This is a genomic window from Pannonibacter sp. CBAS1226 (genome assembly GCF_055685825.1).
This window is the reverse complement of sequence record NZ_JBVOUO010000005.1, coordinates 320,292-338,302: the sequence shown is the minus strand read 5'-3', so window position 1 is coordinate 338,302 and position 18,011 is coordinate 320,292. Positions and strand designations below refer to the sequence as shown.

20 protein-coding genes and 1 riboswitch are annotated in these 18,011 nt (G+C 62.1%); of the genes, 12 read left to right on the top strand and 8 right to left on the bottom strand.

From position 1 onward, the window contains the following. The first annotated feature begins 56 nt into the window (after nucleotides 1–56). Nucleotides 57–1,169, top strand: coding sequence for an efflux RND transporter periplasmic adaptor subunit (locus AC0CMF_RS16275; RefSeq protein ID WP_374630067.1), 1,113 nt, complete (start codon nucleotides 57–59; stop codon nucleotides 1,167–1,169). Continuing rightward, the gene (locus tag AC0CMF_RS16270) at nucleotides 1,169–4,282 is read left to right on the top strand and encodes an efflux RND transporter permease subunit (RefSeq protein WP_374630066.1); all 3,114 of its coding nucleotides are present in this window, start codon (nucleotides 1,169–1,171) and stop codon (nucleotides 4,280–4,282) included. Before AC0CMF_RS16275 ends, AC0CMF_RS16270 begins: the two co-directional genes overlap by 1 nt. A 199-nt stretch (nucleotides 4,283–4,481) precedes the next feature. On the opposite strand, the gene AC0CMF_RS16265 is transcribed toward AC0CMF_RS16270, so the two are convergent. After that, nucleotides 4,482–4,967 carry a PaaI family thioesterase gene (locus AC0CMF_RS16265; RefSeq protein WP_094462689.1) on the bottom strand — a complete coding sequence of 162 codons (486 nt, stop codon included), beginning with the start codon at nucleotides 4,965–4,967 and terminating at the stop codon, nucleotides 4,482–4,484. 282 nt (nucleotides 4,968–5,249) lie between these two features. On the opposite strand from AC0CMF_RS16265, the gene AC0CMF_RS16260 reads away from it, so the two are divergent. The 3 genes from AC0CMF_RS16260 (at nucleotide 5,250) to AC0CMF_RS16250 (ending at nucleotide 7,309) form a co-directional block, all read left to right on the top strand. Then, nucleotides 5,250–6,068 (top strand): oxidoreductase, encoded by an 819-nt coding sequence (locus AC0CMF_RS16260; RefSeq protein WP_122522666.1) that lies wholly within the window; start codon nucleotides 5,250–5,252, stop codon nucleotides 6,066–6,068. 471 nt (nucleotides 6,069–6,539) lie between these two features. Next, complete coding sequence (locus AC0CMF_RS16255) at nucleotides 6,540–6,812, top strand: YjhX family toxin (RefSeq protein WP_094462688.1); 273 nt, start codon at nucleotides 6,540–6,542, stop codon at nucleotides 6,810–6,812. Then, the gene (locus AC0CMF_RS16250; RefSeq protein ID WP_094462687.1) at nucleotides 6,809–7,309 is read left to right on the top strand and encodes a GNAT family N-acetyltransferase; all 501 of its coding nucleotides are present in this window, start codon (nucleotides 6,809–6,811) and stop codon (nucleotides 7,307–7,309) included. The genes AC0CMF_RS16255 and AC0CMF_RS16250 overlap by 4 nt, the downstream gene beginning before the upstream one ends. A 51-nt stretch (nucleotides 7,310–7,360) precedes the next feature. Here AC0CMF_RS16250 and AC0CMF_RS16245 read toward each other — a convergent pair whose 3' ends face one another. Continuing rightward, nucleotides 7,361–7,810 (bottom strand): GNAT family N-acetyltransferase, encoded by a 450-nt coding sequence (locus AC0CMF_RS16245; protein ID WP_374630065.1) that lies wholly within the window; start codon nucleotides 7,808–7,810, stop codon nucleotides 7,361–7,363. Between the two features lie 233 nt (nucleotides 7,811–8,043). After that, nucleotides 8,044–8,159, top strand: a riboswitch (TPP riboswitch). A 76-nt stretch (nucleotides 8,160–8,235) separates the two neighbouring features. Here AC0CMF_RS16245 and AC0CMF_RS16240 point away from each other — a divergent pair. The 4 genes from AC0CMF_RS16240 to AC0CMF_RS16225 are packed head-to-tail and all read left to right on the top strand — an operon-like array spanning nucleotide 8,236 to nucleotide 10,859. After that, nucleotides 8,236–9,285 carry an FAD-dependent oxidoreductase gene (locus tag AC0CMF_RS16240; protein WP_374630064.1) on the top strand — a complete coding sequence of 350 codons (1,050 nt, stop codon included), beginning with the start codon at nucleotides 8,236–8,238 and terminating at the stop codon, nucleotides 9,283–9,285. After that, nucleotides 9,282–9,479 (top strand): sulfur carrier protein ThiS, encoded by a 198-nt coding sequence (gene thiS / locus AC0CMF_RS16235; protein WP_122522306.1) that lies wholly within the window; start codon nucleotides 9,282–9,284, stop codon nucleotides 9,477–9,479. The genes AC0CMF_RS16240 and thiS overlap by 4 nt, the downstream gene beginning before the upstream one ends. Before the next feature lies 1 nt (nucleotide 9,480). Beyond that, a complete protein-coding gene (locus tag AC0CMF_RS16230) occupies nucleotides 9,481–10,257 on the top strand; it encodes a thiazole synthase (RefSeq protein ID WP_050473523.1) in 777 nt (258 codons plus the stop codon). Next, complete coding sequence (locus AC0CMF_RS16225; RefSeq protein WP_374630063.1) at nucleotides 10,254–10,859, top strand: thiamine phosphate synthase; 606 nt, start codon at nucleotides 10,254–10,256, stop codon at nucleotides 10,857–10,859. The genes AC0CMF_RS16230 and AC0CMF_RS16225 overlap by 4 nt, the downstream gene beginning before the upstream one ends. A 21-nt stretch (nucleotides 10,860–10,880) precedes the next feature. On the opposite strand, the gene AC0CMF_RS16220 is transcribed toward AC0CMF_RS16225, so the two are convergent. The 4 genes from AC0CMF_RS16220 to AC0CMF_RS16205 all read right to left on the bottom strand — a co-directional run bounded on the left by AC0CMF_RS16220 (nucleotide 10,881) and on the right by AC0CMF_RS16205 (nucleotide 14,989). Beyond that, nucleotides 10,881–12,509: a CHASE domain-containing protein gene (locus tag AC0CMF_RS16220; protein ID WP_186391484.1), complete on the bottom strand. Its 1,629-nt coding sequence runs from the start codon at nucleotides 12,507–12,509 to the stop codon at nucleotides 10,881–10,883. 143 nt (nucleotides 12,510–12,652) lie between these two features. Further along, on the bottom strand, nucleotides 12,653–13,684 hold the full coding sequence (locus AC0CMF_RS16215) for a sensor histidine kinase (RefSeq protein ID WP_374630062.1): 1,032 nt from the start codon (nucleotides 13,682–13,684) through the stop codon (nucleotides 12,653–12,655). 88 nt (nucleotides 13,685–13,772) lie between these two features. After that, nucleotides 13,773–13,937 (bottom strand): DUF1328 domain-containing protein, encoded by a 165-nt coding sequence (locus tag AC0CMF_RS16210; protein ID WP_072242536.1) that lies wholly within the window; start codon nucleotides 13,935–13,937, stop codon nucleotides 13,773–13,775. A 251-nt stretch (nucleotides 13,938–14,188) separates the two neighbouring features. Next, nucleotides 14,189–14,989, bottom strand: a complete 801-nt coding sequence (locus AC0CMF_RS16205) for a response regulator (protein ID WP_058898218.1) — start codon at nucleotides 14,987–14,989, stop codon at nucleotides 14,189–14,191. 194 nt (nucleotides 14,990–15,183) lie between these two features. On the opposite strand from AC0CMF_RS16205, the gene AC0CMF_RS16200 reads away from it, so the two are divergent. From AC0CMF_RS16200 to AC0CMF_RS16190, 3 genes are all read left to right on the top strand, one after another. Continuing rightward, the gene (locus AC0CMF_RS16200; protein WP_094462866.1) at nucleotides 15,184–15,372 is read left to right on the top strand and encodes a NepR family anti-sigma factor; all 189 of its coding nucleotides are present in this window, start codon (nucleotides 15,184–15,186) and stop codon (nucleotides 15,370–15,372) included. Then, nucleotides 15,369–15,956: an RNA polymerase sigma factor gene (locus AC0CMF_RS16195; protein WP_050473528.1), complete on the top strand. Its 588-nt coding sequence runs from the start codon at nucleotides 15,369–15,371 to the stop codon at nucleotides 15,954–15,956. Before AC0CMF_RS16200 ends, AC0CMF_RS16195 begins: the two co-directional genes overlap by 4 nt. A gap of 105 nt (nucleotides 15,957–16,061) precedes the next feature. Then, nucleotides 16,062–16,973 carry a diacylglycerol/lipid kinase family protein gene (locus AC0CMF_RS16190; protein ID WP_374630061.1) on the top strand — a complete coding sequence of 304 codons (912 nt, stop codon included), beginning with the start codon at nucleotides 16,062–16,064 and terminating at the stop codon, nucleotides 16,971–16,973. 197 nt (nucleotides 16,974–17,170) lie between these two features. On the opposite strand, the gene AC0CMF_RS16185 is transcribed toward AC0CMF_RS16190, so the two are convergent. Beyond that, entirely contained in the window at nucleotides 17,171–17,593 is a 423-nt protein-coding gene (locus AC0CMF_RS16185) for a hypothetical protein (protein WP_186391481.1), read from the bottom strand. Between the two features lie 3 nt (nucleotides 17,594–17,596). Beyond that, nucleotides 17,597–17,899, bottom strand: a complete 303-nt coding sequence (locus AC0CMF_RS16180) for a hypothetical protein (protein WP_082206017.1) — start codon at nucleotides 17,897–17,899, stop codon at nucleotides 17,597–17,599. Nucleotides 17,900–18,011 lie beyond the last annotated feature (112 nt).

Sequence of the window (18,011 nt, the reverse complement as noted above, 5' to 3'; positions counted from 1 at the left end):
AGATTTATAATGCAATCTATATTGATCGCCTTGACTGTCAAGAAGGGCCGGAAACAATGAAACGCAAAATCCTGTTGTCTTCAGCCGCCGCGCTGGCCATCGCCGGCACCGCTGCTGTTGTGCTGGGACTGGGAACGGGAAACAAGGAAGCTGAAGCGGCCGATCCCCGCAGCTTCGCCCCCCTCGTCAGCGTGACGAAAGCCAGAACACCCGATACGGCAAGCCGAAGCTTTACGGGCACCGTTGCTGCCCGGGTTCAGAGCGACCTCGGCTTCCGGGTGCCCGGAAAGATCGTCGAGCGTCTTGTCGGCCTTGGCGAGGAAGTCAAGGCCGGCCAGCCTTTGATGCGAATTGATGATACTGATCTGCGGCTTGCCCTTTCGGCAAGACACAATGCGGTTGCAGCAGCCCGGGCAACATTCATTCAGGCGCAGGCAGACGAGCGGCGGTATGCGGCTTTGCTGAAGACCGGCGTCGCAGCCTCCCCGCAAAGATATGAAGTGTCCAAGACGGCGCTCGACACAGCTGCCGCCCAGTTGGCAGCGGCCGAAGCCGAAGCCAAGGTCGCAGAAAACGAGGTTGCCTACACGGTGCTCACAGCGGATGCCGACGGCACGATTGTCGAGACATATGGCGAACCTGGTCAGGTGGTCTCTGCTGGACAACCCGTGCTGAAGCTCGCCAAAGCTGGCCCGCGCGAAGCGCTGGTGTGGCTGCCGGAAAATCTCAGGCCCGGCATTGGCTCTCTGGCACAGGCGGCCGTCTATGGGCAGAGGACTCAGGAAAGCGCATCACTCCGGCAGATCTCCGATGCAGCCGACCCCCAGACCCGGACATATGAAACACGCTGGGTACTTCAGGGTACCGCAGCTTCCGCACCGCTGGGTGCGACGGTCACGGTGACGGTCGAGAACAAAGATGTCCAGACCCATGCTGAAGTGCCCGTTGGGGCGCTGCTCAATGATGGTATCCGCACGGGTGTCTGGGTACTGAACGAACAGACGTCCAGCGTCCATTTCCGGGAAGTGACAGTTGAGCGGATCGGAGAGGAAAAGGCTATCGTCTCAAGCCTTGCCTCCGGTGAGGTCATCGTCGCCCTCGGGGCTCATCTGCTTCACGATGGCACAAGCGTTCGCACCGGGGCGGTCAAAGAAGAGGCAGCAAACTGATGGGCCTCAATCTTTCAGCACTGGCCGTTCGCGAGCGCGCCATCACTCTGTTTTTCATCGTCCTGCTGGCTGCTGCCGGTGCATATGCTTTTGTGAAGCTGGGCCGGGCTGAAGATCCTTCCTTCACCATCAAGACACTCACTGTCACATCTGTCTGGCCGGGCGCAACCGCACGGGAGATGCAGGACCTGGTTGCCGAACCGCTCGAAAAGCGGATTCAGGAACTGACCTGGTACGACCGCGTCGAAACGGTGACACGCCCCGGCTATGCCTTTCTTACGGTCACATTGAAGGACAACACGCCTGCATCGGCCGTTGAAGGGGAGTTTTACCAAGCGCGGAAGAAACTTGGCGACGAAGCCCGGAACCTCCCTTCGGGCGTTCTTGGCCCCTTTGTCAACGACGAGTATTCCGACGTCAGCTTCGCTCTTTATGCCCTGAAGGCAAAAGGCATGGCGATGCGCGACCTTGTGCGGCAAGCTGAGATAATCCGTCAGGACATGCTCCATGTTCCCGGCGTGAAAAAAATCAATATTCTCGGTGAGCAGCCGGAACAGATCTTCGTTGAGTTCTCCTATGAGAAACTGGCGACCCTCGGTGTCTCGGCACAGGATATTGCTGCCGCGTTGCAGCGGCGCAATACGGTAACCCCCGCAGGTTCGATCGATACGCGCGGCCCTCAGGTCTTCATCCGTTTTGACGGGGCCTATGACAGCGTGAATGCGGTCGCCGATACGCCGATCGTTGCGGGTGGGCGAACGCTGAAATTGTCAGATATTGCCGAGGTGCGCCGTGGTTATCAGGACCCGTCGACTTATGTCATCCGCCACGATGGCGAACCTGCCATCATGCTCGGCGTGGTCATGCAACAAGGCTGGAACGGGCTGGAACTTGGCAAGGCGCTGGAGGAGCGGTCGTCGGCCATTGCTCAATCCCTGCCGCTGGGCATATCGCTGTCGAAGGTCAGCGACCAGGCTGTGAACATCGATTCCGCCGTTAGCGAGTTCATGCTGAAATTTGCGATGGCGCTTGGGGTCGTGCTGTTTGTCAGTCTGGTTGCCCTGGGTTGGCGCGTTGGCATTGTCGTCGCCCTGGCCGTGCCTCTGACACTTGCAGCAGTCTTCCTCATCATGCTGGAAACAGGCAGGTTTTTTGATCGCATCACTCTCGGCGCGCTGATCCTTGCGCTCGGCCTGCTGGTGGATGACGCCATCATTGCCATCGAGGTGATGGTGGTGAAGATGGAAGAGGGCATGGACCGCATCAAGGCGGCCGCCTATGCCTGGAGCCACACAGCCGCTCCAATGCTGTCCGGCACGCTTGTGACGATCATCGGCCTGATGCCGGTCGGTTTCGCCAGGTCAACGGCCGGCGAATATGCCGGCAACATCTTCTGGATCGTCGGCTTCGCGCTGATCGTCTCCTGGATTGTCGCGGTGATCTTCACGCCGTATCTCGGGGTGAAGCTGCTGCCGGAGATCAAGCCCGTGGAGGGCGGTCACCACGCCATCTACAACACCCCGAACTACCGCCGCCTTCGCAGCCTTGTCGAGTTCGCGGTCCGCCACAAGTTCCTCGTCTGCGCTCTGACGGGCATTGCCATGGCCATCTCCGTCGTAGGCATGGGGTCTGTGAAGCAGCAGTTCTTCCCGACTTCGGATCGCCCCGAGGTTCTGGTTGAAGTACGCATGCCGGAGGGAACAAGCATAGAGGCGACCATTGCAACAGTAAAAAAGCTTGAGAACTGGCTGAAGGAGCAGCCTGAAACGAAAATCGCCACCAGCTACACCGGCCAGGGTGCGCCGCGTTTCTTCTTCGCAATGTCGCCGGAATTGCCTGACCCTGCATTCGCGAAGATCGTCGTCTTGACGCAGAACGCAGAAGAGCGTGAGCTTCTGAAGCATCGCCTGAGGGAAGAGATCGCCAATGGGCTGGCGCCGGAAGCCTATGTGCGGGTGACGCAGCTTGTCTTCGGCCCCTACACGCCCTTTCCGGTCGAGTTTCGCATCATGGGGCCGGACCCGGAAGAGCTCTACAGACTTTCGGAACAGGCCCTTGCTGTCATGAAGACCGTTCCGGATGTCCGTCAGGCCAACCGCGACTGGGGCAACAGAACACCCGTTCTGCGTTTCATCCCTGATCAGGACCGGCTCAATCTTATCGGGCTTTCTCCCGCAGAGGCTGCCCAGCAAATGCAACTGCTGCTGGCCGGTGTGCCCATCACACAGGTCCGCGAAAACATCCGCACTGTTGCGGTGGTTGCGCGCAGTGCCGGGGAAAACAGGCTCGATCCTTCCAGACTGGCCGATTTCTCCCTGATCAGCCGCAGTGGCCGTCCAATTCCGCTGGACCAGATCGGCCATTCCGAGATCCGCTTCGAGGAACCCGTCCTGAAACGCCGGGACCGTACGCCGGTGATCACCATCCGGTCCGACATCAACGAGGCAACTCAGCCGCCGGAGGTGTCGATGCAGGTGATGCAGGCACTCCAGCCGCTCATTGCATCTCTGCCTGTTGGCTACAGGATCGAGATGGGCGGCAATATTGAAGAGTCGTTGAAAGCAAATACGGCCCTCGTCCAGGTTTTTCCGGTGATGATTGCCGCCATGCTCATCGTGATTGTCCTGCAGGTCCGGAGTCTGTCGACCATGGTTCTGGTCATGCTGACAGGGCCCCTCGGTCTTGTCGGTGTAGTTCCGGTACTGCTTGCCTTCAACCAGCCCTTCGGTTTCAACGCCATTCTCGGTCTCATTGGATTGGCGGGCATTCTCATGCGCAACACGTTGATCCTGACGGAGCAGATCAAGGAAAACCAGGATGCCGGGCTGGATGACTACCATGCCGTCATCGAGGCGACCGTGCAGAGAACCAGGCCTGTCATTCTGACGGCTCTTGCTGCGGTTCTGGCCTTCATTCCGTTGACGCATTCGGTCTTCTGGGGGTCAATGGCCTACACCCTGATCGGTGGCACCGCGGTCGGCACAGTCCTGATCCTGCTGTTTCTTCCTGCGCTTTACGCCGCATGGTTCAGGATCAAACCACCGAGGCAGAAAACGGACGGCCATTCCGGCCAGGAGGATGGAGAACAGTCACTGGAACTGGCTGCAGAGTGACTATCAGATCCGGGCGGCGCCTGAGCCTTCTCATGGCTCAGACGCCGCCCAGGTTTTATACCAAGGCTTTCGATGCTGACGCATCACGCCTTGAAATTGCTCAGGCGCCGCACGGGCTTGACCAGCTCTCGATGAGTCAAGCTCATCGAGAGCTGATATTAATCAGTTCCCCGTGAGGCAGGTTCACAAGGAACTGACATCACCTTTCCCTGCGCACAATCATGCAGGTTGACGTGCCATGGGCGTGAAGTTTTCCCTGTATCGTTTCTATCCTGCCCTCGAGCGTTATGACGTTGCGGCTGCGCGAAATGACATGGCCTATCAAGCGCAACTCCTTGCTGTCACCGGAGATCGGGCGGACGAATTTCACGGCTGTATCCAAAGTCGGGCTTAATTCACCTGGTGCCAGAGTCGTGTGAGCGGCCAGAGCCATGCAGGTATCGAGCATTGTCATGCTCCAGCCGCCATGAACGGTGCCCAGCGTATTGAGGAAGCGTGGCTCGGGAGAGGCCCGGAGTTCGACCGTACCTTCCCTTGGTGGAAGGAGCACGAATGGCAGCAACTCCGCCATGGGGGGCCGGGGGTAGTGGCCGTCCGCAAGCCCTTGCACGAACTCAAGGCCCGTGAGGGACGTCATGTCCAGCCGCGAATGACCGGATGCGGGAAGTTCGTTTCTGTCTGTCATTGTTGAGGGAGCCTCCCAAGAGTGGATGTGGCGTATCCGCAGCCTTGCCGGGGCTTGGGCATTTTCCAGGCCGCGAGCGCTCTTGACGCCGCCTCAAGAGCGCTCGCGGCTGGCAGCCTCCGGCGCGTTCCATCTGCGCAGAGTTCAGTTTTGCCGAAATCTCCTCACATCATGCCCTTGATTTTTTTATTGCGACCACAATCTAAAAGCAATATAGATTTTGATCGAAATCTATATTGCTTGCATGCCATCCGGCAGCATGAACACAAAGAGGAGGCCGCAGTGCCCGAGCAGAAAATTGTCGTGGTAACCGGAGCGTCATCAGGAATCGGAGAAGCGACGGCGCGCCTTCTTGCGCAAAACGGCTACCGGGTCTTTGGTGGCGTGCGCGACCCCAGGCGGGCAAAGCCCTTTCCCGGCGTGACCTTTGCAGCCCTTGATGTCACGGATGATGTATCCGTGGCCGGTTTCGTAAATCTGGTCTTGTCCGAAGCAGGAAGGATTGATGTGCTCATCAACAATGCCGGTGTTTCCCTCGTGGGGCCGGTCGAACACACAACAATTCCGGAAGCCGCAAAGGTTTTTGATGTCAATGTGTTTGGTCCGCTCCGCATGATCCGGGCGGTTCTGCCCTCGATGCGCAATGCGCGCAGCGGACTGGTCGTTAACATCAGCTCCGTGCTCGGCTTCCTGCCGGCTCCTTTCATGGGGGTTTATGCCAGCAGCAAACACGCTCTTGAGGGCCTGTCCGAGTCTCTCGATCATGAGGTGAGGGACTTCAACGTGCGTGTCATTCTGGTGGAGCCTGCGTTTACGAACACCAATCTCGACGTGAATGCTGCAGTCACGGAAGCTCCAATGGGCGTTTATGCCGCGCAAGCCGACGCAACGGTGAAAACTGTTCTCGCTCAGATCAAATCCGCACCTGCTCCGGCTTTGGTTGCAGAGAAGATCCTCGCCGCCCTCAAGAGCCCCTATAAAATGCGTCAGCCCGCTGGCAAAGAGGCAACGCTTCTCAGCCGTCTGCGCAGATTCGTACCGGCAAAGGCATTCGACAAAAGCCTTCGCAAATCATTCGGCCTCCCGAAGAGTTCTTCTTGAGGTGAAATAAATAAAAATGACGAACATCCCCTGAACTACCCCCTGCCTCAACTATCAGATTCACTCAGTAAAACACCTGTCACATATGAATGTTCTTTACTTTACGCTTGAATATCACCTCAAGTGCAGTAGGGTTTATCAGAAGTATCATGGTAGAAATTGAGGCGGGAAGTGGGGGCGATTCTCACATACGGGCTTCCAGAGATCTCCGTCCGGAGACGTCCGAACGGTCCTGGTCACATGCTCCGGAATGCTGACGAAAACTGTGACCACGCTGCTGTTGACGGTTTGCCTGCCCTTGCGTTAAATCGTGGCCGTCCAATCCAAGCCAACAGGGGATTGTAGATGCTGGAGCTTGTGACCACCCGCTGACTGTCCCGATCGACCGGGACATCCAGATGCACCGTTTCGCAGCGGCGGTTTTGCCGTGCCCGAAGGGTGCCAGGGTGATTTCTGCACACAGGCTTTTCCATGAACATCTCTCGCAGCGAACAGCGCGTTCTGCACGTGCTGGCGCAAGGCGGCTATATCCGTCATCACCGGTCCGGCAACGGCCGCATAACAAACGTGCAGTGCTTCACGCGCGACGGCCTTCTCCTGTCCGATTGCACGCCCGAGGTCTTTGCCAAACTGCGGCGCAAGCGCCTCATTGAATCCAGGGCATCAAGCCCCTACCGGATTTCCGGCAAGGGACGCCTCAGCGTCCGGGCTCAGCCCGACAACCGTCAGGAGGCATTCGCATGATCATCCGCACCGAAATGGCCGGAGACACTCCGGCGATCCGCCGCGTGGTCACCGAAGCGCTCAAGATGCTGGCGCAATCCACCGGCACGGAGGCCGCGATTGTCGAGGCGCTGCGGGCCGATGGGGCCCTTGCGCTTTCACTCATCGCCGAAGAAGACGGCGAGGTAACGGGCTATCTCGCCGCCTCCTGGGCCCGCATGGGGCCGGATGGCCCCTGGGGGCTGATCGGCCCTCTGGCGGTGCTGCCCGAACGGCATCGTCAGGGCACCGGCACGGCCCTGATGCGCGAAGCACTGCGCCAGCTCAGGCCGCTGGCGCGCGGGGCGGCGCTGGTGGGCAGCCCGGCCTATTATGCCCGGTTTGGCTTCCGGGCCTTTCCCGGGCTGGGTGTCACGGGCCTTCCTTCCAGCGTGGTTCTGGCGCTGCCTTTCGGCGGGCAGGCCCCGCAGGGAGAGCTGATCCATCACCCCGCCTTCGGACTGAATCAGCCGGACTGACACTTGGCCGGGCCGCTTCGCCACAAGATGCGGCCCGGTCATCCCTTGTCGTCAGAAGGGCTTGCCGAGGCGAAGCCGGATCACTTCGAACGGCAAGCGGTTGTCATCCTCCGGACGCCGTCCGACCTCCAGAAAGCCCAGCCTGCGGTAAAAGCCGTGAGCGGCTTCGTTGCGGGCATAGACCTCCAGCTCAAGGCTGCTGCGGCTCTTGAGTGCATGGGCCACAAGCGCCCTGCCAAGGCCGCGCCCGTGTTGCGCCGGGTCCACAAAAAGACCGCCGATAAAGTCATCGAGGAGGCCGATGAAGCCGGCCGGCTGGCCATTCACCTCGATGATCCAGGTTTCGGCCATGGGCAGATAGATCTCTGCGGTCAGCTTCTCCTGGGCATCGAGCTGGTTCTTGCCCAAGAAGGGATGGCCCAGCTCGGAGGCTGCCCGCCAGATGCGGAGCAGGCAGGAGGTATCATCCGGCCGGTACGGCCTGATGCAAAGGTCTGTCATGTTCATATTTCCGTCAGTCAGGCGCAAATGCGCACACTCAATCATCCGGCCGGATGGCCGCTCACCCAATAGGGTCAAACTGGATTGAAGCGTCTGCGCATAAATCTCCCTGACTGACTGAACCTGTCCTAGACGCGCGGCCCTTCCCTGTCAACGCAGCCGCCTTGATGCAGCCCCTGCCATGCAGCTCCTGTCATGCAATTGACAATCCCGGCCGCCCGGCGCAAAGGTTGGGCTTCACCTTGGGGAGTCCCGTGCAAGGGGCTGAGATACTGCTGGCGATGCAGCGCAGTGACCCGTTGAACCTGATCCAGTTCACGCTGGCGGAGGGATGGTGTGTGATGCGCGGAGGTCCGGCGTTTGCCGGCGGGCGCCTCACAAAGCCCTTCCGCCCGTGAGACAAATGCCACGGAAGCCGGAAGCGGATGCGCCAGACACACTCTCGCCTTTCCAGACTGTCAGGCTCTTCCACGGTGCTCGTGCGCGGGGCCGGGGTTGCCGGGCTTGCGGCGGCGCTCGAACTGTCCCGCCTTGGACTTGCCGTCACCGTGGCGGACACCAGTCCGGCGCCGGGACACGGGGCTTCCTTCTATGCCGGCGGCATGCTGGCGCCCTGGTGCGAGGCGGAGACCGCCGGGCCCGAGGTGCTGAAGCTTGGACTGGAAGCTGCAGACTGGTGGGAGGCGGCCGTGCCGGGGCTTGTCTCCCGCAAGGGCACGCTGGTGCTGTGCCCGCCGCGCGATCAGGCGGAACTGCGCCGCTTTGCCAGCAGGTCCTCAGGCCACCGAATGGTAGATGCGGCGGAGATTGCCGAGCTGGAACCTGCGCTGGCCGGGCGGTTCATGACCGGGCTGTTCTTCGAGAGCGAAGCGCATCTCGACCCGCGCCTTGCCATGACGGCGCTGTGGCAGCAGCTGGAAGCGCAAGGCGTCACCTTCCGCCTGGGCGATGCGGCGCAAGGGGCTGAGAGCGAGGCGTCCCTCGTCATCGACTGCACGGGGCCCGGCGCCATAGACCGGGTACAGGGCCTGCGCGGTGTGCGCGGCGAGATGCTGTATCTGGAGACCGGCGAGATTTCCCTGTCGCGGCCCGTGCGGCTGCTGCATCCGCGCCATCCGCTTTATGTGGTGCCGCGCGGTGGCGGGCGCTTCATGGTAGGGGCGACCATGATCGAAAGCGACGACGGCGGCCCGGTGACTGCCCGCTCGGTCATGGAACTGACCAACACCGCCTATGCGCTGCATCCCGCCTTTGGCGAAGCACGCATCGTGGAACTGGGTGCCGGTGTGCGCCCGGCCTTTGACGACAACATGCCGCGCGTGGTGGCAGAGCGGGAACATCTGCCCCCCGGCACGGATCTCGCAGTGGCCGGCATGTACCGGCATGGTTTCCTGCTCGCCCCGGCCCTCGCCCGGCAGGCAGCGGATATGGCCGCACGGCGGCTGATGGAAAACAAGGGAGATGCAAACCCATGAATGTGCTGGTGAATGGCGAGGCCGTGGCCTGTGCGGCGGAAACCCTGCCCGCCCTGCTGCAGGAACTCGATTATGAAGGCGACTGGCTGGCCACCGCCGTCAACGGCGAACTGGTGCCGCGCGAAGCGCGCGAGGCCTGCCGGTTGAACGAGGGCGACCGGATCGAGATCCTGTCCCCCATGCAAGGAGGCTGAGATGAGCCTGACGCTTTACGGCAGCGACGTTTCATCCCGCATGCTGCTGGGCACGGCGCGTTATCCGTCCCCTGCCGTGCTGGCCGGGGCGGTGCGCCGCTCGAAGGTCGAGATCGTCACCGTGTCGCTGCGCCGGGAGACGGCGGGCGGGCGCAATGGCGGCGCCTTTTTCCAGATGATCCGCGATCTGGGCGTCAAGGTTCTGCCCAACACCGCCGGATGCCACAGCGCGTCCGAGGCCGTGCTGACGGCGAAAATGGCGCGCGAGGTCTTCGCCACCAACTGGATCAAGCTGGAGGTGATCGGCCACCACGACACACTGCAGCCCGATGTGTTCGAACTGGTGGAGGCCGCGCGCATTCTCAGCGCCGAAGGCTTCGAGGTGTTTCCCTACACCACCGATGACCTGATCGTGGGGGAGAAGCTGCTGGCAGCCGGATGCCAGGTGCTGATGCCCTGGTGCGCCCCCATCGGCACGGCTGCGGGCCCGCAGAACCTTGCCGCCCTCAGGTCCATGCGTGCCGCCTTCCCGGACGTGCCGCTGATCGTCGACGCAGGGCTTGGACGCCCCTCCCATGCCACCACGGTGATGGAGCTGGGCTTTGATGCGGTGCTGCTCAACACGGCCGTGGCGGGAGCCGCGGATCCGGAGCTGATGGCCGAAGCCTTTGCCGGGGCGGTGGAGGCCGGGCGCCAAGGCTATCTTGCCGGATTGCTTGAACCAAGGGACATGGCCGTGCCATCAACCCCCATCATTGGCAAGGGAGCCTTCGGATGACGCTTGATCCGTTCTATCTCATCGTCGACAGCGCGGACTGGATCGTCCGCCTTGTGCCGCAGGGCGTGAAGCTGGTGCAGTTGCGGGTCAAGGACTGCGCGCCGGACGAGTTGCGCCGCCAGATCCGCGACGCAAAAGCCGTGTGCGAGGCCCATGGCGCCACACTGGTGCTGAATGACTACTGGCAGATGGCCATCGACGAAGGCTGCAGCTGGCTGCATCTGGGGCAGGAGGATCTGGCGGAGGCCGATCTGCCCGCCATCCGCCGCGCCGGGCTGAAGCTTGGCCTTTCCACCCATGACGAGGCCGAACTTGAAACGGCGCTTGCCGCCAAGCCCGATTATGTGGCGCTGGGTCCGGTCTACCCCACCATCCTGAAGGAGATGAAGTGGGCACCGCAGGGGCTGGAAAGGCTCGGCATCTGGAAAAGCCGCATTGGTGCATTGCCGCTCATCGGCATTGGCGGGCTGACACCGGAGCGGGCGGAGGCGGCGCTTGCCGCCGGCGCCGACAGTGCAGCGGTTGTCACCGACATCACCCGCAATGCAGATCCGGAAGCGCGCGTGCGCGAATGGCTCGCCGCCACGGCCCGCTGGCGCTGAGCATCAACGGGGGATCGAGCCTCAGGCCTGTAGCGGTACAGTCATGCGCACGACAAGGCCATGGCCGGTGAACTCGCGCTCGATCTTGCCGCCCAGTTCGCCGCGGATGCTGGCGTCAATCAGCCGTGTGCCGAAGCCCTTGGCTGTCCCCGGTTCCACGGCTTGCGCGGATTTCTCCGTCCACACCAGTTGCAGAAGCTTGCCCTTTGGGGCGGCTTCCAGCGTCCAGTCCACGGTCAGGGAAGCCCCGTCATCGCCGACACGGGCATATTTGAGCGCGTTGGTTGCCAGCTCGTGGAAGACGAGGCTCAGCGCGTGCGCAGCCTTTTCGTTGAGAACCACGGGGGGGCCGCACAGCTTTTCACGCTGGAGCGCTTCGCCGAACACCTGCTCCAGCTCCTGTTCCAGTAGCTCGTTGAGCCCGGCGCGCTGCCAGCGGGACCGGGTCAGGAGGTCCTGCGCATTGGCCATGGCCTGCAGTCTGGAGGCAAAGGACGAAGAAAAGCTTTCCAGTGAGGGAGAACTGCTGGCCGTCTGGCGGGCAATGGCGAGAATGCGGGCAATGGAATTCTTGATCCGGTGCTTCATTTCCTGAAGCATCAGATCCTTCTCGGCGATGACCTGCTGCGACATGGTTTCCAGCTCACGCCGGGCTTCGACGGCCCGGCTCTGATTGCGGATGGAGACCGCCAGCGCCGCCGCGAACAGCAGCGAAAACGTGCAGATCAGCAGGGAGCGCCAATGCGCCGCGATGCCGTTCTTCGCATCAGGCTGCCGCACCCGCACGAGCCAGTCGCGGCCGGCAACGGTGATTTCTCCCGTCATGGACTGGAAGTCCTTTTCCGACAGCTTCACAAAACCGTCAGACCGGAACAGCACGGGCTGCGCGGAACTGTCGGCACCGGTGTCCGTCACCTCTACCTCGACCGGCAGTTCCAGCGGATGCGTCAAAGACGCAAGGATCAGATCTCCTGCGCGCACCGGAGCATAGATGAAACCGTCCGGCAGCCCGCCGGGCTCATCGCCCAGCACACGCGGCTGCGTTCCGCGAAAGGGACTGTAGACCAGAAAGCCTGCCTGTTTTTCTGTTCCGGTCTCCTGCACCAGTTCGACCGGCGCCGAGGCATGGGGCTTGCCGGTTTCCATGGCGCGCGACATGGCGGCCCGGCGCAGGGGCTCGCTGAACATGTCATATCCGATGGCCCGGGCGTTGCGCGGATCTTGCGGCTCCAGCATCACAATGGGCGTGCGCCAGTCTTCTGCGGTGGTCTTGGGCCAGACGGCAGCCTCACTCCCGAAATGGACGGACAGCGCCTCATTCACAGGGGCCTCAGCCCCGGTGCGGACCAACTGTGCAAAGCCGACGCCCTGCAGCCCGCGGAGCTGGCCTGTCAGCTCAAGGCCCAGAACGAAGGTGCGAAACTCGTTATGTTTGGCAATGCCCCCCGCAGCCTCGAAAAAGGCCTGGGTGGCCGCCAGAACACCAAGCTGCTGCTCTATGCGGCTGCTGACCCTGTCCACAGCCTCCCGGGCAACGGCTTCAAACCGCTGCCGTTCTGCCGTTGTTTCAGCCTGAAAAACGGCCCAGGTCAGCCACAGCCCAACACAGGCCACGGCAAGGAACACGGCCGGGGGGAGATACTTCCTCATGACATCTGCAACCGTGCTCGGGGGACAGGGGTGAAGACACCCTGCCGGTTGAGGGAGTAAACGGTGTGCCTTGTCAGTTTTCAATAGGTTACGTTAGGACAATGTGCTGAATTTTCGGGGTTAACCCCATCTGGCCGGAGAAATCAGGCCGGATGGGGCTCCACGGGAAACTCGATGCTGTATGTCACCAGGCGCGGCGTAAGGCTATAGCTGGCCTTGCCGTTGACAGCCAGCGGTACAACCCGCTCCAGCACGGTGCTGCCAAAATGGCGGTCATAGGCCGTGCGGGATGTCTGGCCGGCGCCCGTCCCGGCGGCCGGTTCGCCGGCCTGCGGCGTCACGGTTTCGATCCAGACGATTTCCGCCATCCGTACACCGTCCTGCTTGCTCAGCCGGCAGCGCACCGTGACCGGCGGACCGACGGTCAGCGCCGTTCCGTAGCTGACCGCATTGACCATCAGTTCGTGCAGGGCCAGGCCCACATGCAAGGCCGCATTCGGGTCCAGCAGGGCGTTGTCGCCCAGCACCTCGACCAGATGCGGATTCTGCGGCACATAGCGGCTGACCTGCTGGCGCACCAGATCCTCGAAATAGGCGCCATGCCAATTGGAGTCCGTCACCAGATCCTGAGACTGCGCCAGCGAATGCAGCCGCCCCCGGAACTTGGCCAGAAACTGGTCCATCCGGGTGGAATGCCGCGCCGTCTGCGAGGCAATGCTCTGGATGATGGCAAGAAGGTTCTTGGACCGGTGGCTGACCTCGCGCAGAAGCGCCCGGAGCACCTTCTCACGGCGGGTCTTTTCGGTGAGGTCGGCGATCGTCGTCAGCAGATAGGGCCGCGCGCCGAAGGACGTCACCTGTTCCACATTGAAGGAAAAAACCCCGGCATCACCGAGATCGGCCTCAAGAAAAGCCGGCTCGCCCGAGGCCATGACCTGAGCCTTGCTGGCCGCCAGCATTCCGGCCACCTCATCACCGAAAATGGCGGCATCGGTCGGATGGCCTGCTTCCGGATCCAGCCTCCAGGGCGCGGGGAGATTGGCGGCATAGACATAGTTCAGCTGGCTGTCCTGAAGGGTAAGACAGATGCCCGACCGCTCCAGCGCCAGCAGCAGATATTCACGCAGATGGGTCTCCGGCTGCCCCGGATCCTTCCAGATCAACCGATGAACCACCGGCGCCACTCCAACTCTCGCAGAAAGGGGCTCCGCTGCTCTTGCAGCCAGCCCCTCCTGCTGTTCGCTCCGGAACATCACCTCTGCCCTAGCCCCGGCGCAGCACACCAGCGATCAGGGACAGGACGAGGAAGACCAGAAACACGAAGAATAGAATCTGTGCAATACCGGCAGAAGCACCGGCAATGCCGCCAAACCCCAACACACCTGCGATGATCGCAATCACAAGAAATACAGCCGCATAATACAGCATGATCAACTCCTTCTGAAAGACACAAGTCCTGCATTGCCACAGGACTTTCCGCTCTCCAGCTTCGAGACTTTCACCACCTCTGCTTTGCAACGATAGTATGCAGTGCAGAGGCAAGGTGCTGATCATGTAACGGCTGAACTCCCGTGTGGTTCCATCGCATCCGGCTCTCGAGGGGTGAAACCTGTTATAGCAAGACCCTGCGGCACTGACGCATCAAGCCCTGGAAGGCGGAAGCGCCATGCGGCATGGCATTACTCCGCCGCCGCAGCCCTGGCGCTTTCGTCGAAGAACAGGGCCTGGCTGATCAGGGCCTTCACCATGTCCGGATTGAAAGGCTTGGTCACAAGGAACGCCGGTTCCGGCCGCTCGCCCGTCAGCAGGCGTTCGGGGAAGGCGGTGATGAAGATGACCGGCACCGTCACGTCGGCGAGGATCTCGTTCACCGCATCAAGGCCGGAACTGCCATCGGCAAGCTGGATATCGGCGAGGATCATCCGCGGCCGGGTCTCGCGGAACAGTTCCACGGCCTCCGCATGGGTGCGGGCAATGCCGGTAACCCGGTGGCCCAGCCCTTCCACCATCTGCTCGATGTCCATGGCGATCAGCGGCTCATCCTCGATGATCATGATATCGGTGGCCACCTGACGGGAGATGTCCTCCGCCGCCTCGCGCAGCAGGGCGCCAAACTCGGTTTCCGTCACGGACAGGATATCGGCTGCCTGAGCTGGGGTGAACTCCTCCACCGACACCAGCAGGAAAGCGAGACGGCTGCGTGGCGGCAGCGACGCAAGGTAGCTGGAGGCCCGGCGCTCCCACAGGAACGGCGATTCCGACGTCTCGATCTTGATCAGCGTGGAACCAAAAAGCGTGGCAAAGAGTTTGTAAAGCGCAACCCGGTCGTCCTGCGCCTCTGGCAGAAGCGACACATCGGCAATCAAGGCCTCGAGGGTCGCCGCGACATAGGCATCGCCTGATGCCTGCGAGCCGGTCACGGCTCTGGCGTAGCGGCGCAGATAGCTCAGGTGAGGTGCAATACGGGTCGAAAGCGACATAAAAAACGCTCCATAGGGCTCCCCGTGTGGCGTCCGGAATGGAACTGTGCCGGGGAGAAACCGGATTGTGACCGCCCGCACGCACGGGCATCTTGGGGAAGGAACGGCTGGTTCCAAAAAAAGTTCCTCCTGCCTGGAACTTTTTTTGACGGTCTGCATTTTCCTGACAGATACGAAACGGATGCACGATGCCCATGAACGACTGGAAAAAGCCCGGAACACCGGACGCTGGCACTGGAGCGCTGGATGGCGCCCATGCGCAGCAGATCTCGGCCCGCCTCCGGCAGCTTTACGACACGGTACAGAATGAAGGGATTCCCGACCGGTTCCTCGATCTTCTGGAGCGCCTCGACGAAGCTGAGGAGAGGAGCTTGAAGAAATGACGGCAGCGGGGACGGCAGACACGGCGCAGGCGGCAGACCCGCGCAAGATCTTCAAGCGTGAGATGCTCGCCTGCCTGCCAAGCCTGCGCGCCTTTGGTGTGTCGCTGGCCGGGAACGCCGACAGGGCCGATGATCTGGTGCAGGACGCCATCATGAAAGCCTGGGCCAAGCAGGAAAGCTTCGAGCTGGGCACCAATATGAAGGCCTGGCTCTTCACCATCCTGCGCAACGAATTCTACAGCCAGGCCCGCAAGCGCGGCCGCGAGGTGCAGGACAGCGACGGCCTGTTCACCGAACGCCTCGCCGTGCATCCGGGCCAGTATGGCTCGCTCGACCTGCAGGACTTCCGCAAGGCGCTGGAAGAATTGCCCGACGATCAGCGCGAAGCCATCATTCTGATCGGCGCCTCCGGCTTTTCCTATGAGGAAGCGGCGGAGATCTGCGGCTGTGCCATCGGCACGATCAAGAGCCGGGTCAACCGCGCCCGCAACCGCCTGCAGGAACGGCTGCAGATCAGCGGCGAAGAAGATTACGGCCCCGACAGCCTGTCTGCGCCTGTCACCCAGCAGCTATTTCACGGCTGACCGCGAAGCAGCCCTGTGGCCTTGCCTGCGGCGGGCAGAACTGTCCTTCGTTCTGCCTGCTTGGGCTGTCTGGATGTCCCGGCTGCGGCACGAGAGGGAGTTTGAATGCGCGTTACAGCTCTCCTGAACCGGGATGGCGGCACCCTGAAGACGGCCGATATTCAGGCGGTCTGCAACCTTATCGAGACGGAGTTCTCCGCCGCCGGCCATGAGGTGCAGTGTATCGTCACCTCCTCTGCCCGCCTTGAAGACAATCTGAAGCGCATTGCGGATGATCCGGCGGCAGAGGTCATCCTTGCCGGCGGCGGGGATGGCACCATCTCGGCTGCCGCTGCGATGGCCTACCGCTCCGGCAAGGTGCTGGGCGTGCTTCCGGCCGGGACCATGAATCTCTTTGCCCGCTCGCTCGCCATTCCCTTGCCGCTCGACAAGGCCATCGCGGCTCTGGCGAAGGCAGAGGTGGTGCGCTCCGACATCGGCCTGATGAATGGCCGGCCCTTCGTGCATCAGTTTTCCCTCGGCCTGCAGGCGCAGATGATCCGCGAGCGCGACAAGGCGGAACATGCCTCGCGCCTTGCCAAGATGTGGGGCAGCTTCCGCGCCTTCCTGCGCTCCACCTTCCGCCCCTTTTCCTTTCGCGCCAAACTGCGCACCGGCAGCGAGGTCCGGCGCGGGCGCTTCAGCATCATTGCCGTGTCCAACAACGTCTATGGCGAGGGCACGCTGCCCTATGCGGCGCGGCTGGACGAGGGGGTTCTGGGGGTCTACAGCGTCCACCGGCTGACCTCGCTGGAAACAACGCTGCTGGCCGCCGACCTTGCCCGTGGTGCGTGGCGCTCCAACGCCAATCTGATGTATGACCGCGCCCGCGAGGTCGAGGTGGAACTCTCCCCTTCCATGCGCCGCAAGATTGGCGTGCTGGATGGCGAGCTGATCGACCTGCCGCTGAAGATCACCGTGAAGATCGAGCCGCAGGCTCTCGCCGTGCTGCGCCCTTCTGCGGCCGGGGCAGCGTGAGCCCCCCTCCGGCTCCGTTCTCCTGACAACGGAAAATCCCGGCACAAGACCGGGACGAATGCAGATGGTTGGCTTGGTAAGGGTTTGTTCCAAGGCTCCCGATGCAGGCGCATCACGGCAGGAAATTGCTCTGGAACATTGCTCTGGCACCGCGCGGACTTGGTTACCACCCACTGAGTCAAGCTCAGTGGGTGGTGTTATTCGCTGCCGGACGAGCGGGTGCGGGTGGCGAGGAACAGGCCGGCTATTGCGAGAACGGCCAGGCCCATGGTCTTGCCCTTTCCGCCGCCCGCCAGAAGGGGTGCAGCCGCGGCAAGAGCAATGGCGTTGAGCGCGCGTTTCTGCTCACGCTTGCGCCGGTCCTGCCGGTTCAAAAGCATCATGATGGCCACCAGCAGCGCAGCCAGAGACAGCAGCAGCAGCGCAGCAACGAAAAGGACGGCAACCGGATCATATCCGGTGCGGATCACCCAGATCACGGCGGCGGTGGCGCCGAAGCCCCAGGCGGTGAGCACCAGCAGGGCACAACCCCCAAGCAGCAGGACGCTGCGGCGAAGCTGCCGCAGCCTTCCTTTTGCATCACCCAGGGTGTCCAGGGCGAGGGAAGCCAGAAGGCGCATGGTTTAGCGCCGCATCAGCAGGGCTGCGAGCACGCCGGCGCCAGCGGCAATGGCCAGCGACTGGAGCGGGCGGGCGCGAACCTGTGTGGCAACCTTGCCTTCCAGATCGGCAAGCTCTTTCTTGAGCGTTTCCAGCGCGTCCTCACCGGCGACCTTCAGGTCATCGGCCTTGCCGCTGCCATAGCTGGCGACGGCCTTGCCGAGATCGGCGACGTCGGCCCGGACGCGGGCGATGCGCTCTTCCAGATCCTTGGCGGAAACAGACTTGCTGGTGTCATTTGCGGCATTCTGAACTGCTGCAGGCATGATGTGCTCCTGTGTCAGGGCCGGAAGCCGGCCCGGATGAAGGGAAATAGTCCGGCCGGTGGCGCCCACGATTGCGGGCGCCACGCAGGATTTGACCTAAGTTCAGGCAGGG